14 protein-coding genes, 1 other RNA gene and 3 pseudogenes are annotated in these 18337 nt (G+C 45.3%); 7 read left to right on the top strand and 11 right to left on the bottom strand.

Annotation, left to right across the window (positions count from 1 at the left end):
• Positions 1 to 25 precede the first annotated feature (25 nt).
• The gene (gene gatA, locus ACPEPR_RS06765) at positions 26 to 1504 is read left to right on the top strand and encodes an Asp-tRNA(Asn)/Glu-tRNA(Gln) amidotransferase subunit GatA (RefSeq protein WP_104470939.1); all 1479 of its coding nucleotides are present in this window, start codon (positions 26 to 28) and stop codon (positions 1502 to 1504) included.
• A complete protein-coding gene (gatB, locus tag ACPEPR_RS06760) occupies positions 1504 to 2979 on the top strand; it encodes an Asp-tRNA(Asn)/Glu-tRNA(Gln) amidotransferase subunit GatB (RefSeq protein WP_423562197.1) in 1476 nt (491 codons plus the stop codon). The genes gatA and gatB overlap by 1 nt, the downstream gene beginning before the upstream one ends.
• A gap of 48 nt (positions 2980 to 3027) precedes the next feature.
• On the opposite strand, the gene ACPEPR_RS06755 is transcribed toward gatB, so the two are convergent.
• On the bottom strand, positions 3028 to 3999 hold the full coding sequence (locus tag ACPEPR_RS06755) for a hypothetical protein (protein ID WP_423562196.1): 972 nt from the start codon (positions 3997 to 3999) through the stop codon (positions 3028 to 3030).
• Positions 4000 to 4136: 137 nt separating this feature from the next.
• Between ACPEPR_RS06755 and ACPEPR_RS06750 the strand changes: the two genes are divergently transcribed.
• Positions 4137 to 4901: a hypothetical protein gene (locus tag ACPEPR_RS06750; protein ID WP_423562195.1), complete on the top strand. Its 765-nt coding sequence runs from the start codon at positions 4137 to 4139 to the stop codon at positions 4899 to 4901.
• A gap of 156 nt (positions 4902 to 5057) precedes the next feature.
• Here the strand turns inward: ACPEPR_RS06750 and ACPEPR_RS06745 are convergent, their stop codons facing one another.
• The 3 genes from ACPEPR_RS06745 to sbmA all read right to left on the bottom strand — a co-directional run bounded on the left by ACPEPR_RS06745 (position 5058) and on the right by sbmA (position 8087).
• The gene (locus ACPEPR_RS06745) at positions 5058 to 5558 is read right to left on the bottom strand and encodes a hypothetical protein (RefSeq protein WP_423562194.1); all 501 of its coding nucleotides are present in this window, start codon (positions 5556 to 5558) and stop codon (positions 5058 to 5060) included.
• Between the two features lie 136 nt (positions 5559 to 5694).
• Positions 5695 to 6660: a hypothetical protein gene (locus tag ACPEPR_RS06740; RefSeq protein ID WP_423562193.1), complete on the bottom strand. Its 966-nt coding sequence runs from the start codon at positions 6658 to 6660 to the stop codon at positions 5695 to 5697.
• A 230-nt stretch (positions 6661 to 6890) separates the two neighbouring features.
• The gene (gene sbmA, locus ACPEPR_RS06735; protein WP_423562192.1) at positions 6891 to 8087 is read right to left on the bottom strand and encodes a peptide antibiotic transporter SbmA; all 1197 of its coding nucleotides are present in this window, start codon (positions 8085 to 8087) and stop codon (positions 6891 to 6893) included.
• Between the two features lie 375 nt (positions 8088 to 8462).
• On the opposite strand from sbmA, the gene ACPEPR_RS06730 reads away from it, so the two are divergent.
• The gene (locus tag ACPEPR_RS06730) at positions 8463 to 8660 is read left to right on the top strand and encodes a hypothetical protein (protein WP_423562191.1); all 198 of its coding nucleotides are present in this window, start codon (positions 8463 to 8465) and stop codon (positions 8658 to 8660) included.
• 101 nt (positions 8661 to 8761) lie between these two features.
• Here ACPEPR_RS06730 and pgaD read toward each other — a convergent pair whose 3' ends face one another.
• Genes pgaD through pgaB form a run of 3 tightly spaced genes read right to left on the bottom strand, consistent with a single transcriptional unit; the run spans position 8762 to position 12435 of the window.
• A complete protein-coding gene (pgaD, locus tag ACPEPR_RS06725; protein WP_423562190.1) occupies positions 8762 to 9199 on the bottom strand; it encodes a poly-beta-1,6-N-acetyl-D-glucosamine biosynthesis protein PgaD in 438 nt (145 codons plus the stop codon).
• Positions 9200 to 9231: 32 nt separating this feature from the next.
• Complete coding sequence (gene pgaC, locus ACPEPR_RS06720) at positions 9232 to 10491, bottom strand: poly-beta-1,6-N-acetyl-D-glucosamine synthase (RefSeq protein WP_168384253.1); 1260 nt, start codon at positions 10489 to 10491, stop codon at positions 9232 to 9234.
• Positions 10492 to 10509: 18 nt separating this feature from the next.
• Entirely contained in the window at positions 10510 to 12435 is a 1926-nt protein-coding gene (pgaB, locus tag ACPEPR_RS06715; protein WP_423562188.1) for a poly-beta-1,6-N-acetyl-D-glucosamine N-deacetylase PgaB, read from the bottom strand.
• Between the two features lie 576 nt (positions 12436 to 13011).
• Between pgaB and tehB the strand changes: the two genes are divergently transcribed.
• The gene (tehB, locus tag ACPEPR_RS06710) at positions 13012 to 13878 is read left to right on the top strand and encodes an SAM-dependent methyltransferase TehB (protein ID WP_423562186.1); all 867 of its coding nucleotides are present in this window, start codon (positions 13012 to 13014) and stop codon (positions 13876 to 13878) included.
• A gap of 139 nt (positions 13879 to 14017) precedes the next feature.
• Here the strand turns inward: tehB and ACPEPR_RS06705 are convergent, their stop codons facing one another.
• Complete coding sequence (locus tag ACPEPR_RS06705) at positions 14018 to 14128, bottom strand: hypothetical protein (protein ID WP_005179737.1); 111 nt, start codon at positions 14126 to 14128, stop codon at positions 14018 to 14020.
• A gap of 189 nt (positions 14129 to 14317) precedes the next feature.
• Between ACPEPR_RS06705 and ACPEPR_RS06700 the strand changes: the two are divergent.
• Positions 14318 to 15556 (top strand): annotated as a pseudogene (locus ACPEPR_RS06700) (IS256 family transposase).
• A gap of 236 nt (positions 15557 to 15792) precedes the next feature.
• On the opposite strand, the pseudogene ACPEPR_RS06695 reads toward ACPEPR_RS06700, so the two are convergent.
• The 3 genes and pseudogenes from ACPEPR_RS06695 to ssrA form a co-directional block, all read right to left on the bottom strand.
• A pseudogene (locus tag ACPEPR_RS06695) lies at positions 15793 to 15897 on the bottom strand (hypothetical protein); the annotation flags it as partial.
• Positions 15898 to 15977: 80 nt separating this feature from the next.
• Positions 15978 to 16106, bottom strand: a pseudogene (locus ACPEPR_RS06690) (type VI immunity family protein); the annotation flags it as partial.
• 138 nt (positions 16107 to 16244) lie between these two features.
• Positions 16245 to 16604: a transfer-messenger RNA gene (ssrA, locus tag ACPEPR_RS06685) on the bottom strand.
• 132 nt (positions 16605 to 16736) lie between these two features.
• Between ssrA and glpK the strand changes: the two genes are divergently transcribed.
• Positions 16737 to 18221 (top strand): glycerol kinase GlpK, encoded by a 1485-nt coding sequence (gene glpK, locus ACPEPR_RS06680; RefSeq protein ID WP_016659445.1) that lies wholly within the window; start codon positions 16737 to 16739, stop codon positions 18219 to 18221.
• The last annotated feature ends 116 nt before the right edge of the window (positions 18222 to 18337 follow it).

The raw sequence follows: 18337 nt of genomic DNA, 5'->3' as shown, positions 1-18337 counted from the left end.
TGAATTCAGGTAAAGAATATTTCTCATGACAGATTTACATCGCTTATCCATTCGTGAACTGACTGAGGGTTTAGCCAATGCAAAATTCTCTGCTCGCGAATTGACCGAACATTATTTAAAACGCATCGAAAAAATTGATGCCCAGGTCAATGCCTATGTCACCGTAACTGCGGAACAGGCGCTGGCCCAAGCCGATGCTGCCGATGCGTTGCGTCAAGCTGGCGGCGCTGGTGTGCTGACCGGTGTGCCTATTGCGCATAAAGATATTTTCTGTACCCAAGGCATTAAAACCACCGCTGGTTCTAAAATGCTGGATAATTTTATTTCACCTTACGATGCTACGGTGGTTGCCAAAGGTAAAACTGCTGGCTTAGTCACTTTAGGTAAAGTGAACATGGACGAATTCGCAATGGGTTCGACCTCGGAAAGCTCATACTTTGGCGCAACCAAAAACCCGTGGGCACTGGATCGTGTACCGGGTGGTTCTTCAGGTGGTTCGGCTGCGGTGGTCGCGGCTGATCTGGCGCCATTTGCAACCGGTACCGATACCGGTGGTTCGATTCGTCAGCCAGCTTCTTTCTGTGGCTTGACCGGTCTGAAACCAACCTATGGCCGTGTTTCACGTTTCGGTATGATCGCATACGCATCATCTTTAGACCAAGGCGGTCCTATGGCGCGTTCTGCGGAAGACTGTGCGTATCTGATGAACGTGATGGCGGGTCATGATGCCAAAGATTCAACGTCGGTCGAGAAAGATGTCGATGATTACGTGGCGAACCTGAATGGTACATCGTTAAAAGGTTTACGTATTGGTATTCCAAAACAGTACTTTAACGTTGCCGGTCTGGCCGCAGATGTAAAAGCACGCGTTGAAGAATCGCTGAAAAAATTAGCAGAGATGGGTGCCATTCTGGTTGAGGTTGATCTCAACATGACTGAAGCCTATGTACCAACCTATTACCTGATTGCACCAGCAGAAGCATCTTCAAACCTGTCACGTTATGACGGCGTACGTTATGGCTATCGCTGTGAAGATCCAAAAGATATTCTGGACCTGTACAAACGTTCTCGTTCAGAAGGTTTCGGTGCTGAAGTTCAGCGCCGTATCCTGATTGGTACCTATGCCCTGTCTGCCGGTTATTACGATGCCTACTATGTAAAAGCGCAGAAAGTCCGTCGTTTAATTCAGCAAGACTTCCTGAAAGCCTTTGAACAGGTGGATGTGATTGCTGCGCCATCTGCACCGACTACCGCCTATAAAGTGGGTGCTGACCTGACTCCGGTAGAAATGTATCTGGGTGATATTTACACCCTTGCGGTGAACCTGGCCGGTCTGCCTGCCATTAATGCCCCTGTTGGTTTTGACCAGAACAACCTGCCAGTTGGCTTACAGCTGATTGGTAATTACTGGTCAGAATCTCAATTGTTGTCTGTGGTGCACCAGTACCAACAAGCCACCAATTGGCATACACAACGTGCGGCAATTGCTGAGGAGAACGCATAATGGCAAAGAATAACGCGAAACCAAAATCTAACCTGATTGATGGCTGGGAAGTTGTCATTGGGATCGAGATTCACACCCAGCTTGCGACCAACTCTAAAATCTTCTCCGGTTCATCAACCGAGTTTGGTAATGATCCAAATACTCAGGCCAGCCTTGTAGATTTAGCCATGCCAGGTGTACTGCCTGTACTGAACAAAGAAGTGGTTGATCTGGCAATTCGCTTTGGTTTGGGGATTGATGCCTACATCGACCAAGCGTCAGTATTTGCGCGTAAAAACTATTTTTACCCGGATTCGCCTAAAGGCTACCAGATTAGCCAGATGGACAACCCGATTGTGGGCCTCGGTCATATCGACATTCAACTTGAAGATGGCACCACCAAACGCATTGGCGTAACCCGTGCGCACCTTGAGGAAGATGCAGGTAAATCCATCCATGACCAATTTGAGGGTATGTCAGGCATCGACTTAAACCGTGCTGGTACACCACTACTTGAAATCGTATCTGAACCGGATATGCGCTCTGTAGAAGAAGCGGTTGCCTACATTAAAGCGATTCACACGCTGGTGCGTTGGTTAGGGATCTCTGACGGTAACATGGCAGAAGGTTCTTTCCGTGCTGACTGTAACGTGTCTTTACGTCGTCCGGGTCAACCGTTCGGTACACGTTGTGAATTGAAAAACCTGAACTCATTCCGTTTCATTGAACAGGCGATTAATGTTGAAATTGAACGTCAAATGGAAATCCTGGAATGGGATGGCACCATCGACCAAGAAACACGTTTGTTCGACCCGGTGAAAATGGAAACACGTTCGATGCGTTCGAAAGAAGAAGCGAACGATTACCGCTACTTCCCTGACCCAGACCTGTTGCCTGTGATCATTGCTGACGAACAGATCGAAGCGATTAAGGCGACCATGCCTGAGCTGCCTGCTGCACGTCGTGCGCGTTTCGTGGCGGACTTTGGTATGACTGAGTACGATGCTCACGTGCTTACACTGACGCGTGAAATGTCTGAATTTTATGAAGAAGTCGTTAAGGCTGCTGGTGGCGCTGCACAAGGTAAAATTGCGGCGAACTGGGTGATGGGCGAATTCTCTGGTGCTTTAAACAAAGCAGGCTTAGAATTAGCGAATTCTCCTGTATCTGCTGAGAAACTTGGCGGTATGATCGCGCGTATTGTGGACAATACCATCAGCGGTAAGATCGCGAAGCAAGTATTCGGCTTTATGTGGGACGAAGGCAAATCTGCGGATGAAATTATTGCTGAAAAAGGCTTGAAACAGGAAACTGATACAGGCGCGATTGAAGCGATTATTAAGGAAGTGCTTGCTGCCAATGAGAAGATGGTTGAAGAGTATAAATCTGGTAAAGAGAAAGCTTTCAACGGTCTAGTTGGTCAAGTCATGAAAGCGTCTAAAGGTAAAGCAAACCCTGCTCAAGTCAATGAATTGATGAAGAAATTGATTGGTTAAGACTGATTAATTTTGGAATAAAAAACCCGCTTTAGAGCGGGTTTTTTATTACCATGCTGTAAATTGAGTAATATCAGGCATTCTCTGTAAAATTACATTAGCACCTAGGTCACCATCCCAAAATTGTTGCCGCTGCTGATCTGTTTGACCATCACCATTCCATTCAACAATTATTTTATTTTTTGAACTTGCATGAACTTTCAAAATTTTATTCAAATGAGTATCACAACCTGAATAACCAAATAGAATTATCTCATTTACTTCACTTAAAGCTAAAATCAAATAGCTCCAATATGTTGATAAAACCTCTGAAGCCGTGATTACACTTGGCTTATGAGGAATATGGGTTAAAACAACATGTTTACTTGGGAAAGTATTTGTAGTCGATATCTGTGACGTGGGTAATTTATAAGTTGTACCATTTATATCTTTAAATAATGGACAACCATGAAGATGCATGTAGTATCCAAAATCCTTGCCAAAGCGACGCACTAAATTTGAACTACTAAAACCGGAATTAGGAAAGCCATCAACTAATTGTCCAGAAAATCCATTACAAATACCTGAGTTAATAAATTCTTGATAAAGCAACTTATCGTAATTTAGTGTCGCAACATGTGACTTTGTTGTACGTACAAAGTCAATTAATGCTGTTTTGAAAGCAATTGGTAGTGTATTTTTAGAATCAAATAGATGAGATGCTACAGTATGAATATATTCCTGAGTTGCCTCTGTAAAATCCTGCCCATAACTCGATAACCAATGTTCACCATTTACAGTGTTAGGATAATCATTCAGATAATCACACGATGTTGAAACTAGGTACAGTTTATCTAACTCCTCCTCAGATATCGGGCACTGACCAGAAGGAATACAATTTTGGATAAGATCACGATGTACTGTGTTATTCCATAATGCGTCATCACTCCAAACAGTATTTAAGGCATTTGTTAACGAGTAATGATTTGCATCAATTGCCATACCTAAACCATTACCAAAAATTAAAAGTTTTCTGCTCATCATTCCCCTCTGTGTTATTAAATAATTTATAAACATACAATATAAGAAGAATCTAAATTTCAGAAACAGATATTATTAATTCTCGTAAGCGAATCAGGCTATATAGCCCATATTGCCTGAAGCCTTAGGATTTACCAATGTTCGCTAATCCCTCTAAATCTCTCTTCAAGAAAGGGAGACTTTGTCACGTACTTAATTTGATACGCATAGTGCCCTCTCCTCTCAGGAGAGGATTATTCTTTAATTTTCATAAATTTAATCATAAACTCTATCAAATGCCTCAAACCAAAAACAACATGACCATCAAAAAAGTATCCTCAATCACTAAACTCGAAGACTTAGGACGCATTCAACTTTCAAAGTCATTCTTTATGCGTGATTTTCTCTATAGTGAAATTGCCAATTGGTACGGTGTACCAAACTTCCCTGACTATCCTGAAATTGCGATACGTACAGGTACAGAACTTTGTCAACAACTGCTCGAACCATTACAAGAAAAATTTGGTCGTATCGTGATTCGTTCTGCTTATCGCTCACCAAGTGTCAACCAACTTGGTAACGAAAAAGGACATAACTGTGCAAGCAATGAGAAAAATTTTGCGAGCCATATTTGGGACTATCCCGATGCAAAAGGCTATGGTGCAACGGCATGTATTGTGATTCCATCATTTTTAGAACTGTATGAAAAAGACCAAAGCAATTGGCAACAACTGGCGTATTGGATTCATAACCATCTGAACTATAGCCATCTACAATTTTTTCCAAAACTATGTGCATTTAACATTGGTTGGCATGAACAGCCTGCACGCGACATTTATAGTTATATTCAACCCAAAGGCTATTTATTACGTGGTGAAGCAGTGAATAATGAGTTTGATAAGTTTTATCCCGATCTTATTTAATAGTCCTCCTTGCGAAGCTTCGCTTCTCACCTTTTAAAAAGGGAGACTTTGTCACGTAATCCATTAGAACCGCGTAGTTCCCTCTCCTGAGCAAATTTTAAAGCACTGCTTTTAAAACGAAGCGCAAGAAAGGATGATGGCTAGGGAGAGGTAAAATTATTCCCCTCGAATCACCCCCAACTTATTCCACACATCTGGCGTCAAAAAGGTCATCATCAACTTGTTTAAATCCAGATAACGCAGTACACCATTCAACTGACTTTTAATTTCAGGCGTCTTTAAAAGTTCTTCCCCGGTAATTTGTCCCAGTTCCTGAAAACTACTACCGACCGCTTGGATGCCTTCAGACTGAATCACTGCTTTGGCCTGCGCGGAACATTGCTCTACCAGTATCCGTTGCAAAACGGTTGCCAGCTTTTGATCTAAAGCCTGTTTTTGTTCTGGCGTTACCTGACTCAAGTGTTTCAAATCCGGATGTGCAGATAGCGCCACAAAGGTCCACTGCAAGACCGCGGTTTTATCGGTTGCCGTGGTCGACTTCACCAGACAGTCACTCAACTGATCAACGGCCGGACCAGCCGTACTCACTTGTGAGCAACCCAAGAGCGCAATCGCTAGGCCCCATCCTCGTAGCTGCTTTAGACTCAACTGCATCATGCTATACCTCACTAATATCGGCTCATACCAGAAATAGCCTATTTGTAGCATGCAAGCAGCAATCTCACCTGTTATGACTGTGTAACGCGCATAAAAAAAGGAGAAGTAATGTGCTTCTCCTTGTTACTTATACTGACTATTTCATTTGCCTGAGCATACGCTTGGCACCGGCATGATTATGCTGGTTGGCCAGCTCCTGCAAAATCCGTTTGGCTCGGGCTTTGGGCTGGGAAAAACGGTTACTAAAACTCGGCACAGCGCTTAAGCAACGCGCCAGTAAAATCCCCGATTCAGCATAGACATTCCGCGCATTGGTGCCCTGCAACCGACCATAATTATAGGCCCGCTGTGCGCTGTTACAGGCATTTAACTCATTGCGGCCGCTGTTTAAATCACGGCGGGCAGCGACATAATATTTCATCTGCTGCTGTTGTGGGGTTGCAGCCACCACAGGTGCTGCTTTTACGGGTGCTGGGGTTTTCTCGGCTGGAAGTTCCGGTGTTTCTTTGGGTTCCGGCTCTTTGGCAACAGCTTTAGTGTTTTTATTATTCCGATTGGTATTCGTATTAGCCTTCTTGCTGCTGGAAGATGCCGAACGATAAAAACGCCGTGCTTCATCTTCCGTCATGACTTGAGTAAGTAAATGCACAATGCGGACTTCACCCTGGCCATCGCGTTTACGCTCGCTGACCGGCTCGATTGAAACAATCCAGTCCGGGCCATTTTTTCTGACACAGCGATAGGCACCAATGCCCTGATTAACATCACGATAAGTCGCCAACAGTTTTTTGGACCAGCTATTTTTCAGCATCGACATCGTGCTTTTATAGACCAGTTTTAAATGCCCTTGCTGCGACTGACAATAGCTGCCCATATATTTGCGCGGAATCAGCGATTCTGCCGCCAGCTCTTTACGCTGCGGTCCCCAGTCATACACATAGGCTTTGGCTGAACCATTGGTCTGATTCAGATTTTTTTTCGCAATCAGCTCTTGTGGCGAAGCAAAGTGCTTCAAGGCATCTGGACTAAAACTTTCTACACTGACACAGCCCGAAAAGACGACACCGACCCCAGCCAACATCATGAAGGTTTTGACATTCACGTCTTTATTCTCTATTTTTCCCCACTCAAAACATAGCTCAAATAGGCGCAAATAACAAATCTAGCCAATTGATTTTACTTGATATTTCTCGTTTATTTATTACTACTGCCCCGCACTATCATCTGGTAAATGCAAAATATCCAGAGTTTTAACAACGAAACCTGAACGCCTTAACACTTTCATCCGATCATTAAAAAACCCGCCTTAACAGCGGGTCAGTTGGGAATGACTTAATCATCCAGGGTCGATTCAAAGGCTTTTAAACGTTTATAAATCGACAGCAGTTCAATAATGGTGGGCCAGGAGGCAATTAAATACTGGAACGATTCACGTACCTTACCGAACACGTTACCAATCTGCATCATCAGGCCAAGGGTAATCGCTCCCGCAGCAATACTCGGGAACAGCACAAACAGACCGTAAATATTGTCCAGCTGCATGTACCAGATTCGTACCAGGTTGAAATAGGCATAATGGAAATACAGGCGGAAATAATTCAGACGAACCTTGCTAAACAGCTCTTTCAAAGTCAGCGGATCGGCACGCTCGGCATGATCTTCCCCATAGACCAGTTCTTTACGATAAGCCGCTTCCACCTTCTGGTTGTTAAACTCCAGTCCTGGCAGTTTATAACCGACCACCATCAGCAGTACGGTACCAAACACCGCCCAACCAATTGCCGCCCACACCAGCGCATAAGGAATTTCCCCCAGAATTGGCAGGGTTTTCACATGGCTCGATAGCGTTACCAAAACCGGTAAAAAGGCAATCAGGGTAATGAGCGCTTCAATCAGACTGACGCCCAGACCTTCGGTGGTACGGGCAAAGCGCATGGTATCTTCCTGAATACGCTGCGATGCCCCTTCAATATGACGTAACCGGTCCCAGTAGGCGGTGTAATAATTGTTCATTGCCGTCCGCCAGCGGAACACATAGTGGCTGACAAAGAACAGGTTAAATACCGAAACCGTCACCGCCACAATTGCCACATACAAAAAGGTCATGATCTCGGCATAGAGATTATTCACATCACCGCCGCCATTGCTCAGCATTTGCTGGATCAGGTCATAAAACGGGCTGTACCAGGCGTTAATGACTACGCTCACCTGCACCCAGAACCAGATATTAAACAGAATGAAAGATGAGCCCCATACCGACCAGCGCTGCCAGGGATTATCCGATTGAATCCGCCAGAAAACTGCAAAAATGGCTGTGGCCAGAAAATACCAGAGATAGAACCAGAGAAATGCCGGTGACCAGAAACGGCTAACCCCAATCGGGAGTTCTGCTTCATGATAGCCTTCAGGCAAACCGATGAGGGTGCCCCAGCCTTGTCCACCGGAATACCACAGCACCAGATTAAGAATGAACCAGAGTAACAGCGAACTAAAAAACCATTTCGGATGTGGAAAAAATGACTTAAACATGCAGTGTTCTATTTCCTTTATTCTTTTCAAGATGTTGAAAAGCAGCGTTTACAACATTGCAGCGTGCAATGCGCCACGCGATGACTTCAACATGAGCAATATACAAGATTTCCCCGACAGCGCATGTACTTTTCAGTACCGATTTTTCCGCTGACCAGTATTTAAAGCAATATAAAACCCCAATACTCCCCCTGACTATTTTTAGTAAAACAATAAAAAATCAAGAGCTTAAAATACCAATTTTTAGACTAAAAATTTAACTTTATTTTTTAAAATATCAATTACTTATTTATAATCTGACAAATAAAACCCATATTCCCGACCAGACAATGCTAAGATAAATATGTGATACATAATACATTTTTGAGGGAAATCATGATGGAAGTGAAAGCTGTTGAACTTATTCAGCCTCTGGTACTTGAGAAAGAGAACTGCCCACCTATCCATTTTGAGACAGGCACTATTTTAAAAATTCTGATGACCACGCCAACAGCGTATCTGGTCACCGCCGACACTGAATTTAATTTCACCATTTCATTTCAAGATGAACACAAGGTCTGGCGCAAGCTTTAATCCTCATTCCAAGCGCGATTCTTATCTCCATTCAGGCAGCTTTTCAGGCTGCCTGTTTTTTTGCAGATATAAAACCAGAGCAGCCGAATTCCAGCCAACCTTTAAGATACAGGGTGCTGGGAATGTGCCTGTAAATCGACAATCTTACCCTCCTGATCATGATAGACCGTGACAATTTTGGCCTGACGGGATTGCGTTAACATCACCGGTTCCAGCTGAAAATGCTCGGCAAACTGGTTTAGCGGTGCCGGTTGCATGGTCTGGATGGAATATGCCGGAATATAGTTGGTCCACAGCCATAAACTCAAGCCACAAGCCACCAGCGCGCTAAAGCCATTTTGCAGAATACTCAGCATCAACTGGGCCACTTGCTGAATCAGTGCATCCCGTTCCAAATCCAGTAAACCCAGACTGCTTAAAACTGGCTGCCACAACAGGCCCCAGGTCAGCCATAAGCCGGTGGTACACACGTTCGAGGCATAACGCTTTTGCCACGGCAATTCATAACGATAATCAATAATTAAAGTATTGGCTTTCACAACTTTACTCTCAACACATCACATCGCGACAGTTAGCTGTCACGTTTAATTCCACGATCGGGACTGATCCAGCGTGCACGTTTCCCTTCCCCACGCAGCAGCATTTTCGGAAACGCCACAATACTGGCCGATACAGTAATCAGCCAGAACATGAACGGATACCAGATCATCCAGAAATAGTTTTTGGCCAGATTTTTTTCATAGCGGCTGTCCATCCATTTGCTGACCATAAACTGGAACAAACAGGTCGCGCCCAGCACAATACCCACCCCTTGCGGTAAAAACGGCGATTGCAGTTCCGGCAACGGTAAAATAGGCAGGCAGAAACTTAACATCCAGAGCAGACACAGCAACAGCAGCAGATATGACCAGACCAGAGTCAGCATCATTTCCAGAATCAGCGGCCACAAATAATTCAGCTTGGGCTTAAAAATTACATCAATATTTTTATTTAACACCTGCGCCCCACCCATGGCCCAGCGCAAACGCTGTTTCCATAAGCCTTGCAGGGTTTCCGGCATCAGTACCCAGACCAGCGCATTCGGTTCAAATTCAATTTTCCAGCCGGCACGCTGCAGTTTCCAGGAAATATCAATATCTTCGGTCAGCATATCGTGCGACCAGTAACCGACCTGATGTACCGCACTTTTACGAAAGGCGGTAATCGCGCCGGAAACAGTAAAAATACGGCCATAGGTGCGCTGGGCACGTTTAATCATGCCAATAATCGAGGAGAATTCTCCGACCTGGACCCGGCCCAATAAGGTCGAGCGATTGCGAATTCGCGGATTGCCCGTAACGGCGGCCACCGCCGGATCACGCTGAAAATGGCGTAACATCCAGCTGGCGGCATGCGGATCGAGCAAGGCATCGCCATCAATTCCAAGCAGATATTCAGCATCGGTGACCAGACTGCCGGCTTGCAGGCCCATGGCCTTGCCCTGATTTTCCGCCAGATGCACCACCCTTAACCGTGGATGCTGGGCCGCCAGACGGTTCAGTACCTCGCCAGTATTGTCCGAGCTGCCATCATTAATCGCGATGACTTCAAAGTTGGGGTACTTTAATGCCAGTGCCTGGGTGATGGTTTCCTCGGCATTATCACCTTCGTTAAAACACGGAATGAGCACCGCCACCAAAGGATATTCCTGTAAAACCGGTGGCTGGGTAAAGGCCGGATCTTTGCGTTCTTTGACATAGAAAATCAGCGCGCCCATCATCCATAAATAGGACATGAATAGCGGATAATAAAACACAAAGTTCAGCACCGATTGCCAGAGTTCTTGCAACATGGTTGTTCCTCTAGCCTGTTACGGTGCGGATGCGGGCTGAGACTGGAAGGCCTGACGCAGCACAGCCGGATCAGGATGATTCTGGATCGGATCATCCGGATAGTAGGCAATGTGCTTCACACCGGCCTGATAGAGTTTCTGAATTGTTTCCGCAATTTCCGCAGATGGAATTTTATTGCCATTACGCCAGTCGACGGCCTGCAATTCAAACACCGTTTTACGCAGCCCTTGCGGATACTGCTGCACCCGACTCAATAACTGCTGATAAAACTGCGCCGGATCATCGACCTGTTCCATATATGGCATGGCCATAATCGCGGTGAAGTCATAACGGTTTAGCGACTGTTCCAGCGACTGGGCATACCAGTTTTCTGAATAGGCCGATAGTGCCACCTGCGCATACAGGTTACGCGAGGTCTGCAAATAAGGCTGATACTGCCGCACGGTATCGGCCAGCTCCATGGCAAAATCATCAATCACTTTGACTTTATAAGCTGTCCATTTCTGCAAGGCAGTATCATCAGCACGCAGTTGTGCCAGATCAGTCGCTAAGCCCTGCTGCTGATAGGCCTTTTTGGCCCAGCTGCTGGCATCTTCATAATCGGACAAGGTGGCATCATCATGGAAAATAATGCCGTTGAACTGTGCCGATTTGGCTAGATCTTCATAAATGCCTTTAATGGTGTTGCGGGCGCGCGGCGAAAATGGGCTTAAACGGTGATAGCCCATGTTCAGATGCTTACCGCTATGCGGCTGCTCGGTTTGCACCAGATCTTGGGCCACCGGATTCGAGGCGGGTAATTCCCAGGCAAATACCGGCATCCAGGCATAGACACGACGTACCTGAGTCCGGGTCTGGATTTGCCAGGCCACACGGTTAAACAGGTCGGCACGCATTGGAATATAACGGTTCGGGAAATAGACCAGATCGGCCGAGCCATTGCCATCCGGATCAGAAAATGCCTGCAAATATACGGTATTGACGCCAATCTGCTGAATCCGGTCCAGCAATAAGCCTAAATTACGTTCCTGCTGCTGCGGGTCCGGATCATAAATATAGTCAATATCGACATGCATGATCTTTTGCGGACGATCATTGTCCGTGCGATGCTGCTGATGTTTCTGGATTTCTTTGGCCAGTAGCGCTGCATCCATGTGTTTTTGAATCAGAATTCGCGGCAATCTGGAAAAACTGTTTACAGGTTGATTCTCGGCATCATCTAGCGTCAGGCTGATTGGCATCTTCAGTTTTTCGGCAATTTTTACCGTATGCAAGTTATAGCGACCATAGGGCCAGACCATAATTTTTGGTGCTTTCAGGCCATGTTTTTGCAACAGGCGCTGATTGGCTTTTAAGTCCTGCTGAATGCGTTTCTGATAAGCGTTGTCATCTTCATAACGCTGCTGCTGCGGAAAATAGGCACGTGCTACGGTGGCCGGCAATTCATTGCCCTGCGGATTGGCCACAATGCCTTTATGCAGGTCATAACTGTGGCTGGCAATTTCCACCAGACCGCTGGCCTGTAATTCTTTTAACTGTGCCCAGCTTAAAAAATGCTGGCGTGACACCAGTTGCCCGCCAAAATTAACCTGTTGCTGTTTTGCTGGTTCTAACCAGCGCCCAACCACCGACAACACGGCCGGAATATTCCGCTGTTTTAAAACAGGATAGACATGCTGATAAAAACTTTGATAGCCATCATCAAAACTCAGCAAGACTGATTTTCCCGGTAGCGCTTTATTCTGTTGCTGCGCCTCTAACAGTTGCTGACTGCCAATAAACTGAAAGCCATTTTGCACCAGCCAGTCCAGATGCTGCTGCAATTGTTCAGGATCAATTGCATATTCAGGCATTAACGGCTGTGGTTCAGAAGTGACTTCGTGGTAGGCAAGGATCGTCAAGTTTTTCATTTCATTTCCCGCCTGTGCCCAACCCATGAGCATACTACAAAGAAAGAAAACAAAAATCTGGACCACTTTAATAAACTGAAATAGAGGAGACATAAGGCGCGCGGAATTCATGGTACAGACAAGAAGATACGATGCTACATTCGAGCAATTGCGCAGATTCAACCATTATTTTATTATTATTTGTGTATACATTTGTTAATTAATCCCGTTTTTTTGCTTTTTGCCCTTGCTTTCAAAATAAAGCAATAAAATATTTATGATTTTATATCATTCACTTAGTTTTACTTATTTTTTAGCCACCCGCCAACGGGTCAGTTGATAATTTTCTAAAGTGTATAGGCTTTTCCAAGCCCAAAATGTGACCTGGTTTTCACTTTTAAATTCTCACTATTTGATACTGAAGCATTTTTCAAAAAGCTAATACATCTGCAAAAATGGAAATGTGGAGATCATTTTGAGCTGAATCTTCATGGCTGAAATAGTATGGATTGAGCCATCTAGATGATTGGAAGTGGGCCGATGAAATCATGCCCTTTACCCTCCCCTCTCTGGCATATTGTGCAGGCTTAGGGTTTAATGACATTTGCCCCAAGTGCACATGGAGAAAAGATGCAAACGCTCGTATGCTATAAACAGCTGCCGATCTGGACACAAGACACTATCCCGCCCGGCTTTTTACGCCAGCACAATACCAAAGCCGGCACTTGGGCCCAACTGAAGGTTTTAAAAGGTGAATTGCGTTTTGCCTTGCTCGATGAAGCAGGCACGCTGTTGTCTGAACATCTGTTTAGCCCGAAGCAGCAACCGCCCATGCTTGAACCGCAGGTGTGGCACAAGATTGTTTCAGCCAGTGCCGATATTGAATGTCAGCTCAGCTTCTACTGCACAGCCGATGACTACTTTGCCAAAAAATATAAACTGACCCCGACCCATTCAGAAATTCTGGCCGCACAGCCATCTTTACAGGGCAACACGGCGCTGGATGTTGGCTGTGGCAGTGGTCGTAATGCGCTGTTTTTAAGTCAGCACGGTTTTCAGGTCGATGCCTGGGATGTTAATACTCAAAGTCTGGAGCGCCTGAACGAGATTATTCAGCAGGAACAGATTCAGAACATTCATACCACGCTACGGGATTTAAATATTAATCCACAGATTCAGGGTCAATACGATTTTGTGTATTGCACGGTGGTGATGATGTTTTTACAACCCGACACCATCCCGACTCTAATTCGGCAGATGCAGCAGGCCACCAAAGCTGGCGGCCTCAACCTGATTGTTTGTGCAATGGATAGTGAAGATTATCCGGTTCAACCGGACTTCCCTTTTAGCTTTAAAGCCGAAGAGTTAAAGGCTTATTATGAGGGCTGGAATTTGCTGAAATACAATGAAAATATCGGTGAACTGCACCGTGTCGATGAACAGGGTAAGCGTATTCAGCAGCGCTTTGCGACATTATTGGCACAGAAAACAGCGTAAAAAATTTATCCTTACATATAAAAGCTGATCGTCTGGATGAGGGTCGGCTTTAGAGGAAGAATACAAAACAGTGATAGTCAGCAAGTTTAATAACTTGCTGATGATTCAATAATTATTGGATAAAGCGACTAAGAAAACGTTACAGCAGATATTCCCAGATCACATAGCCTAGACCAAAACCAATCAATGAGTACAGCGTAATAATAAAGAAGACAAAACTCGCGCTATTTTTCTTTTTTAAAAAGCTCATTGTGATCTCAACGGTAGAATCTGTTGTCACATCTTACCCCAATTTGAGGATTTTTAAAGAGAAACTGGACCTTATCGTGCTGACTAAAAAATCCAGAAGTGCAATTACTCATCACTCGAGACTGTAAATTAAATTGTGTAATTGCCTGAATTTGCTATGTTCATATTCACAACGGAGTCAGGCAATATGATGAACGAACAAAAACTAAAAGACCTTGCAGCAGAATTTGCTAAAGGAATCAAAACAGAAGACGATCTCAACCAATTCACCCGATTGTTGACCAAACTCACTGTTGAAACGGCTCTTAATGCCGAACTTACCGAACATCTGGGACATGAAAAAAATGCCCGTAAATCTGGCTCAAATTCACGCAATGGTTATTCTAGTAAGACTGTACTTAGCGATGATGGGGAGATTGAGATCACCACACCACGTGATCGTGATGGCACTTTCGAACCTCAGTTGATTAAGACAAATCAGACCCGTATCACGCAAATGGATAGCCAGATTCTATCCCTTTATGCCAAAGGCATGACCACCCGTGAAATCGTTGTTACCTTCAAGGAAATGTACGATGCCGATGTATCTCCAACGCTCATTTCCAAGGCGAACAGCACTGCTGTGAGGATGCCGTCAATGAGCAGGTTGCTGAATGGCAAAACCGTCCGCTGGATGTGATCTATCCCATCGTTTATATGGACTGTATTGTGGTTAAAGTCCGTCATAATGGCAGTGTCATCAACAAGGCTGTATTCCTTGCCTTAGGCATTAATCTTGATGGACACAAAGAACTGCTCGGCATGTGGATGGCTGAGAATGAAGGTGCCAAGTTCTGGCTGAATGTCCTGACTGAGCTTAAAAACCGAGGGTTGCAGGATATTCTGATCGCCTGCCTTGCGAAGCAGTGCTTCTCAGGACTAAAAGGCTTTCCTGATGCCATTAACAGCGTATACCCGCAAACCCATATCCAGCTGTGCATTATCCACATGCTGCGCAACAGCTTGAAATACGTGTCATGGAAAGATTACAAGGCGGTCACTCAGGATTTAAAAGCCGTTTATCAATCACCCACTGAAGAGGCAGCCTTGATGGCCCTGGATCAATTTGCCCAAACATGGGATGACAAGTACCCACAGATCAGCAAAAGCTGGCGTACGCACTGGGAGAATCTGAATACCTTCTTTGCTTATCCAGCCGAGATACGCAAAGCCATCTACACTACCAACGCAATCGAGTCATTAAACAGCGTAAAACGCCAAGCGATCAAAAAACGTAAAGTCTTTCCAACGGATGATTCTGTACGTAAAGTGATTTACCTGGCAATTGATGCAGCATCTAAAAAGTAGAATATGCGCGATTCGCGACTGGCGTTTAGCCATGAGCCGCTTTATTATTGAATTCGGTGACCGCTTAAGCAATCACCTTTAAATTGATGAAAAGCAATTACACAAAATTATTTACAGGCTCCATCACTCTAAAATAGAGTTGCAATTTTTATTCTGCTTTATAAAAGCATGGTACGCGGATTCAATTTATAGGGCTTATATGTCGATTGTAATCTTCTATTATGCTTTTTATCTCTAAACAAACTTGTATCTTTTATGTCCAAGCTCAATCATTTTTGCCAATCTATTTATTGATCATTCACCGATATGAACATTATCTTATCGCTCCAACACCTCATTAGGTAAAACAAACTCTAACTTAATATCGTATGCAGTCACTGTCCGTGTACACTTTGGTTTATCTAGTCCTTTACATTTTTCATGACGGTCTAATTTATTGTTTTTTTTAAATCAAATTAATAAGAAATAAAAATCTCCTCTTAAAAGAGCGGTCGTACATTCTATTATTCTTCACCATCAAACTGCCAGAATACAATCCCCCAATCACTTTTAAAATCAGGAAAGATATCTCCCTGTTTAAAATATTGACGTGAATTTTCTTTGGCAAATGTATACCAGTAGCCGCTGCATGGGGATAAGAACAAGCAAGAAATTGCAAAATTAAGCGTGGCACACACAGCATAAGGCCACTGATATTTCTACTTGTTGAAATAAAAATGTGGCAAATAAAAAAGCTACTTACATAAGTGGCTGATTTATAAAATAAATTCTGGTGGAGGTGGCGGGAGTTGAACCCGCGTCCGCCAACACTACGCTCGAGAATACTACATGCTTAGATATCGTCTATTGTTTTAACACTTTAAGACCCGACGAACAGGGTTCAAAGTGCGATCCTCTAAGTTTGGTATAAAGCCCCGAGGCTTGGCTCTATACGGACTTGTGTGCGTTCGCTTCGGTCGGGTTCACTGACCACAAGTATTCAGTGAAGCGGACAAGCGGCCCTTAGGCAGCTAGAGCGTAAGTTTCGTCGTTTGCGACTATTTAAATGCAAATTTGATTTACGAGAGAAAATGCGCTCTCGGCATGCATCTATGAGTTTCATCATCAGCGTCGAAGCCAATAACACCCCCAGACTACAGCGCCATCATAGCATAAAAGTTGAAAATTACGAGATCATTTCACAACTATTCACCGCAAGATCTGCGCTTAATAACATAATTGCGCTAATATTTTAAATTTCAAGTCAGATAACAGTATAAATTATGACTTATTTACTCGCCCTGGATCAGGGCACGACCTCAAGTCGCGCGATTATTTTTAATGAACATGGGCAGGTTCAGGCCAGCGCGCAACGCGAAACCCAAATCAACACCCCGCAATCCGGCTGGGTGGAACAGGATGCCCAGGAAATCTGGAGCAGCCAGATGGCTGTGGTGCAACAGGCGCTAGCATCTGCACGGATTCTGGCCAAAGATATTCAGGCCATTGGCCTCACCAACCAGCGGGAAACCACCATCGTCTGGGACAAACGCAATGGCCAGCCCTTGGCGCCGGCCATCATCTGGCAAGACCGGCGCGCAGCCGACTGGTGTAATCAGCTGCTGCAACAGGGACTGCAACAAAAAATACAGCAGACCACCGGATTATTAATTGACCCTTATTTTAGTGCCGGCAAGCTGGTCTGGTTGCTTAAGCATATTCCCGGTCTGGCCGAACTGGCAGCGCAAGGTCATGTTGCCTTTGGTACCGTCGATAGCTGGCTAATCTGGAACCTGACCCAAGGCGCCGAGCATGTAATTGAAGTCAGCAATGCCTCACGCACCATGCTCATGAATTTACAGACCCAAAGCTGGGATGAAGAGCTGCTGCAACTTTTTCAGATTCCCGCTTCGGTCTTACCAAAAATCATCAGTTCCGACCATTATGTGGCCGATACCGCTGCCGGCTTACTCGGCGCCCGACTTCCAATCAGCGGCATTCTGGGTGATCAGCAATCGGCCCTGTTCGGCCAGTCCTGCTTTGAGCCGGGCATGGCCAAAAACACCTATGGCACCGGCTGCTTTATGCTGTTTAATACCGGTTCGACACTGCAATACAGCCAGAATAAACTGCTCAGCACCTTGGCCTGGCAATGCCAGAACCAGACCCATTATGCGCTTGAAGGCAGTGTGTTTATGGCCGGTGCGATTGTGCAATGGCTACGCGATGGTTTGGGCATCATTCAACAGAGTGCCGAGGTCGAACAGCTGGCCAGTCAGGTCCGCGATACCGATGGCGTGGTGCTGGTGCCGGCTTTTACCGGTCTAGGTGCGCCGCATTGGGACAGTGATGCACGTGCCCTGCTCTGCGGTATGTCGCGTGGCACTCACAAAGCCCATATCGCCCGGGCAGCGCTTGAAGCAATTGCCTTTCAGGTGGCCGATGTTCTCAGCGCGATGCAGTCAGATATTCAGCAACCGCTCAAAGAATTACGGGTCGATGGCGGCGCCAGCTGTAATGATATGCTAATGCAGTTTCAGGCCGATCTGCTCAATGTGCCAGTGTTAAGGCCGCAAATGCGAGAATCCACCGCCTGGGGCGCAGCGGCAATGGCCGGGCTTAAATCCGGGGTGTTTAACAGCCTGAATGATATTGCTGATAACTGGCAGCTGGAACGCGCGTTTGAACCCGGCATGGGAGAAGATCAGCGTCAGGCACATTTGCAAAAATGGCAACAGGCGCTAAAACGTGCCCGTTCCGATCTTTAAACGGCACACGCCCCGCGAAATCGCTCAAGCTTGATTTTTACGCTATTCACCGCGACTGATCCAAATAAAAAACAGGCCCGATTGAGCCTGTTTTTTTATCTGCCAATCAATCCATT

The sequence above is a fragment of the Acinetobacter sp. AND/436 genome, from assembly GCF_049546925.1.
In the GTDB taxonomy this organism is placed as follows: Bacteria; Pseudomonadota; Gammaproteobacteria; order Pseudomonadales; family Moraxellaceae; genus Acinetobacter; species Acinetobacter indicus.
The sequence above is the reverse complement of the archived record's forward strand: the minus strand, read 5'-3'. Positions and strand labels throughout refer to the sequence as shown.

Bases quoted from the DNA above. Each gene is read 5' to 3' on its own strand.
- gatA (WP_104470939.1), top strand. From the start codon at position 26: ATGACAGATTTACATCGCTTATCCATTCGTGAACTGACTGAGGGTTTA.
- gatB (WP_423562197.1), top strand. From the start codon at position 1,504: ATGGCAAAGAATAACGCGAAACCAAAATCTAACCTGATTGATGGCTGG.
- ACPEPR_RS06755 (WP_423562196.1), bottom strand. From the start codon at position 3,999: ATGAGCAGAAAACTTTTAATTTTTGGTAATGGTTTAGGTATGGCAATT.
- ACPEPR_RS06750 (WP_423562195.1), top strand. From the start codon at position 4,137: ATGTTCGCTAATCCCTCTAAATCTCTCTTCAAGAAAGGGAGACTTTGT.
- ACPEPR_RS06745 (WP_423562194.1), bottom strand. From the start codon at position 5,558: ATGATGCAGTTGAGTCTAAAGCAGCTACGAGGATGGGGCCTAGCGATT.
- sbmA (WP_423562192.1), bottom strand. From the start codon at position 8,087: ATGTTTAAGTCATTTTTTCCACATCCGAAATGGTTTTTTAGTTCGCTG.
- ACPEPR_RS06730 (WP_423562191.1), top strand. From the start codon at position 8,463: ATGATGGAAGTGAAAGCTGTTGAACTTATTCAGCCTCTGGTACTTGAG.
- pgaC (WP_168384253.1), bottom strand. From the start codon at position 10,491: ATGTTGCAAGAACTCTGGCAATCGGTGCTGAACTTTGTGTTTTATTAT.
- pgaB (WP_423562188.1), bottom strand. From the start codon at position 12,435: ATGCTCATGGGTTGGGCACAGGCGGGAAATGAAATGAAAAACTTGACG.
- tehB (WP_423562186.1), top strand. From the start codon at position 13,012: ATGCAAACGCTCGTATGCTATAAACAGCTGCCGATCTGGACACAAGAC.
- ACPEPR_RS06705 (WP_005179737.1), bottom strand. From the start codon at position 14,128: ATGAGCTTTTTAAAAAAGAAAAATAGCGCGAGTTTTGTCTTCTTTATT.
- glpK (WP_016659445.1), top strand. From the start codon at position 16,737: ATGACTTATTTACTCGCCCTGGATCAGGGCACGACCTCAAGTCGCGCG.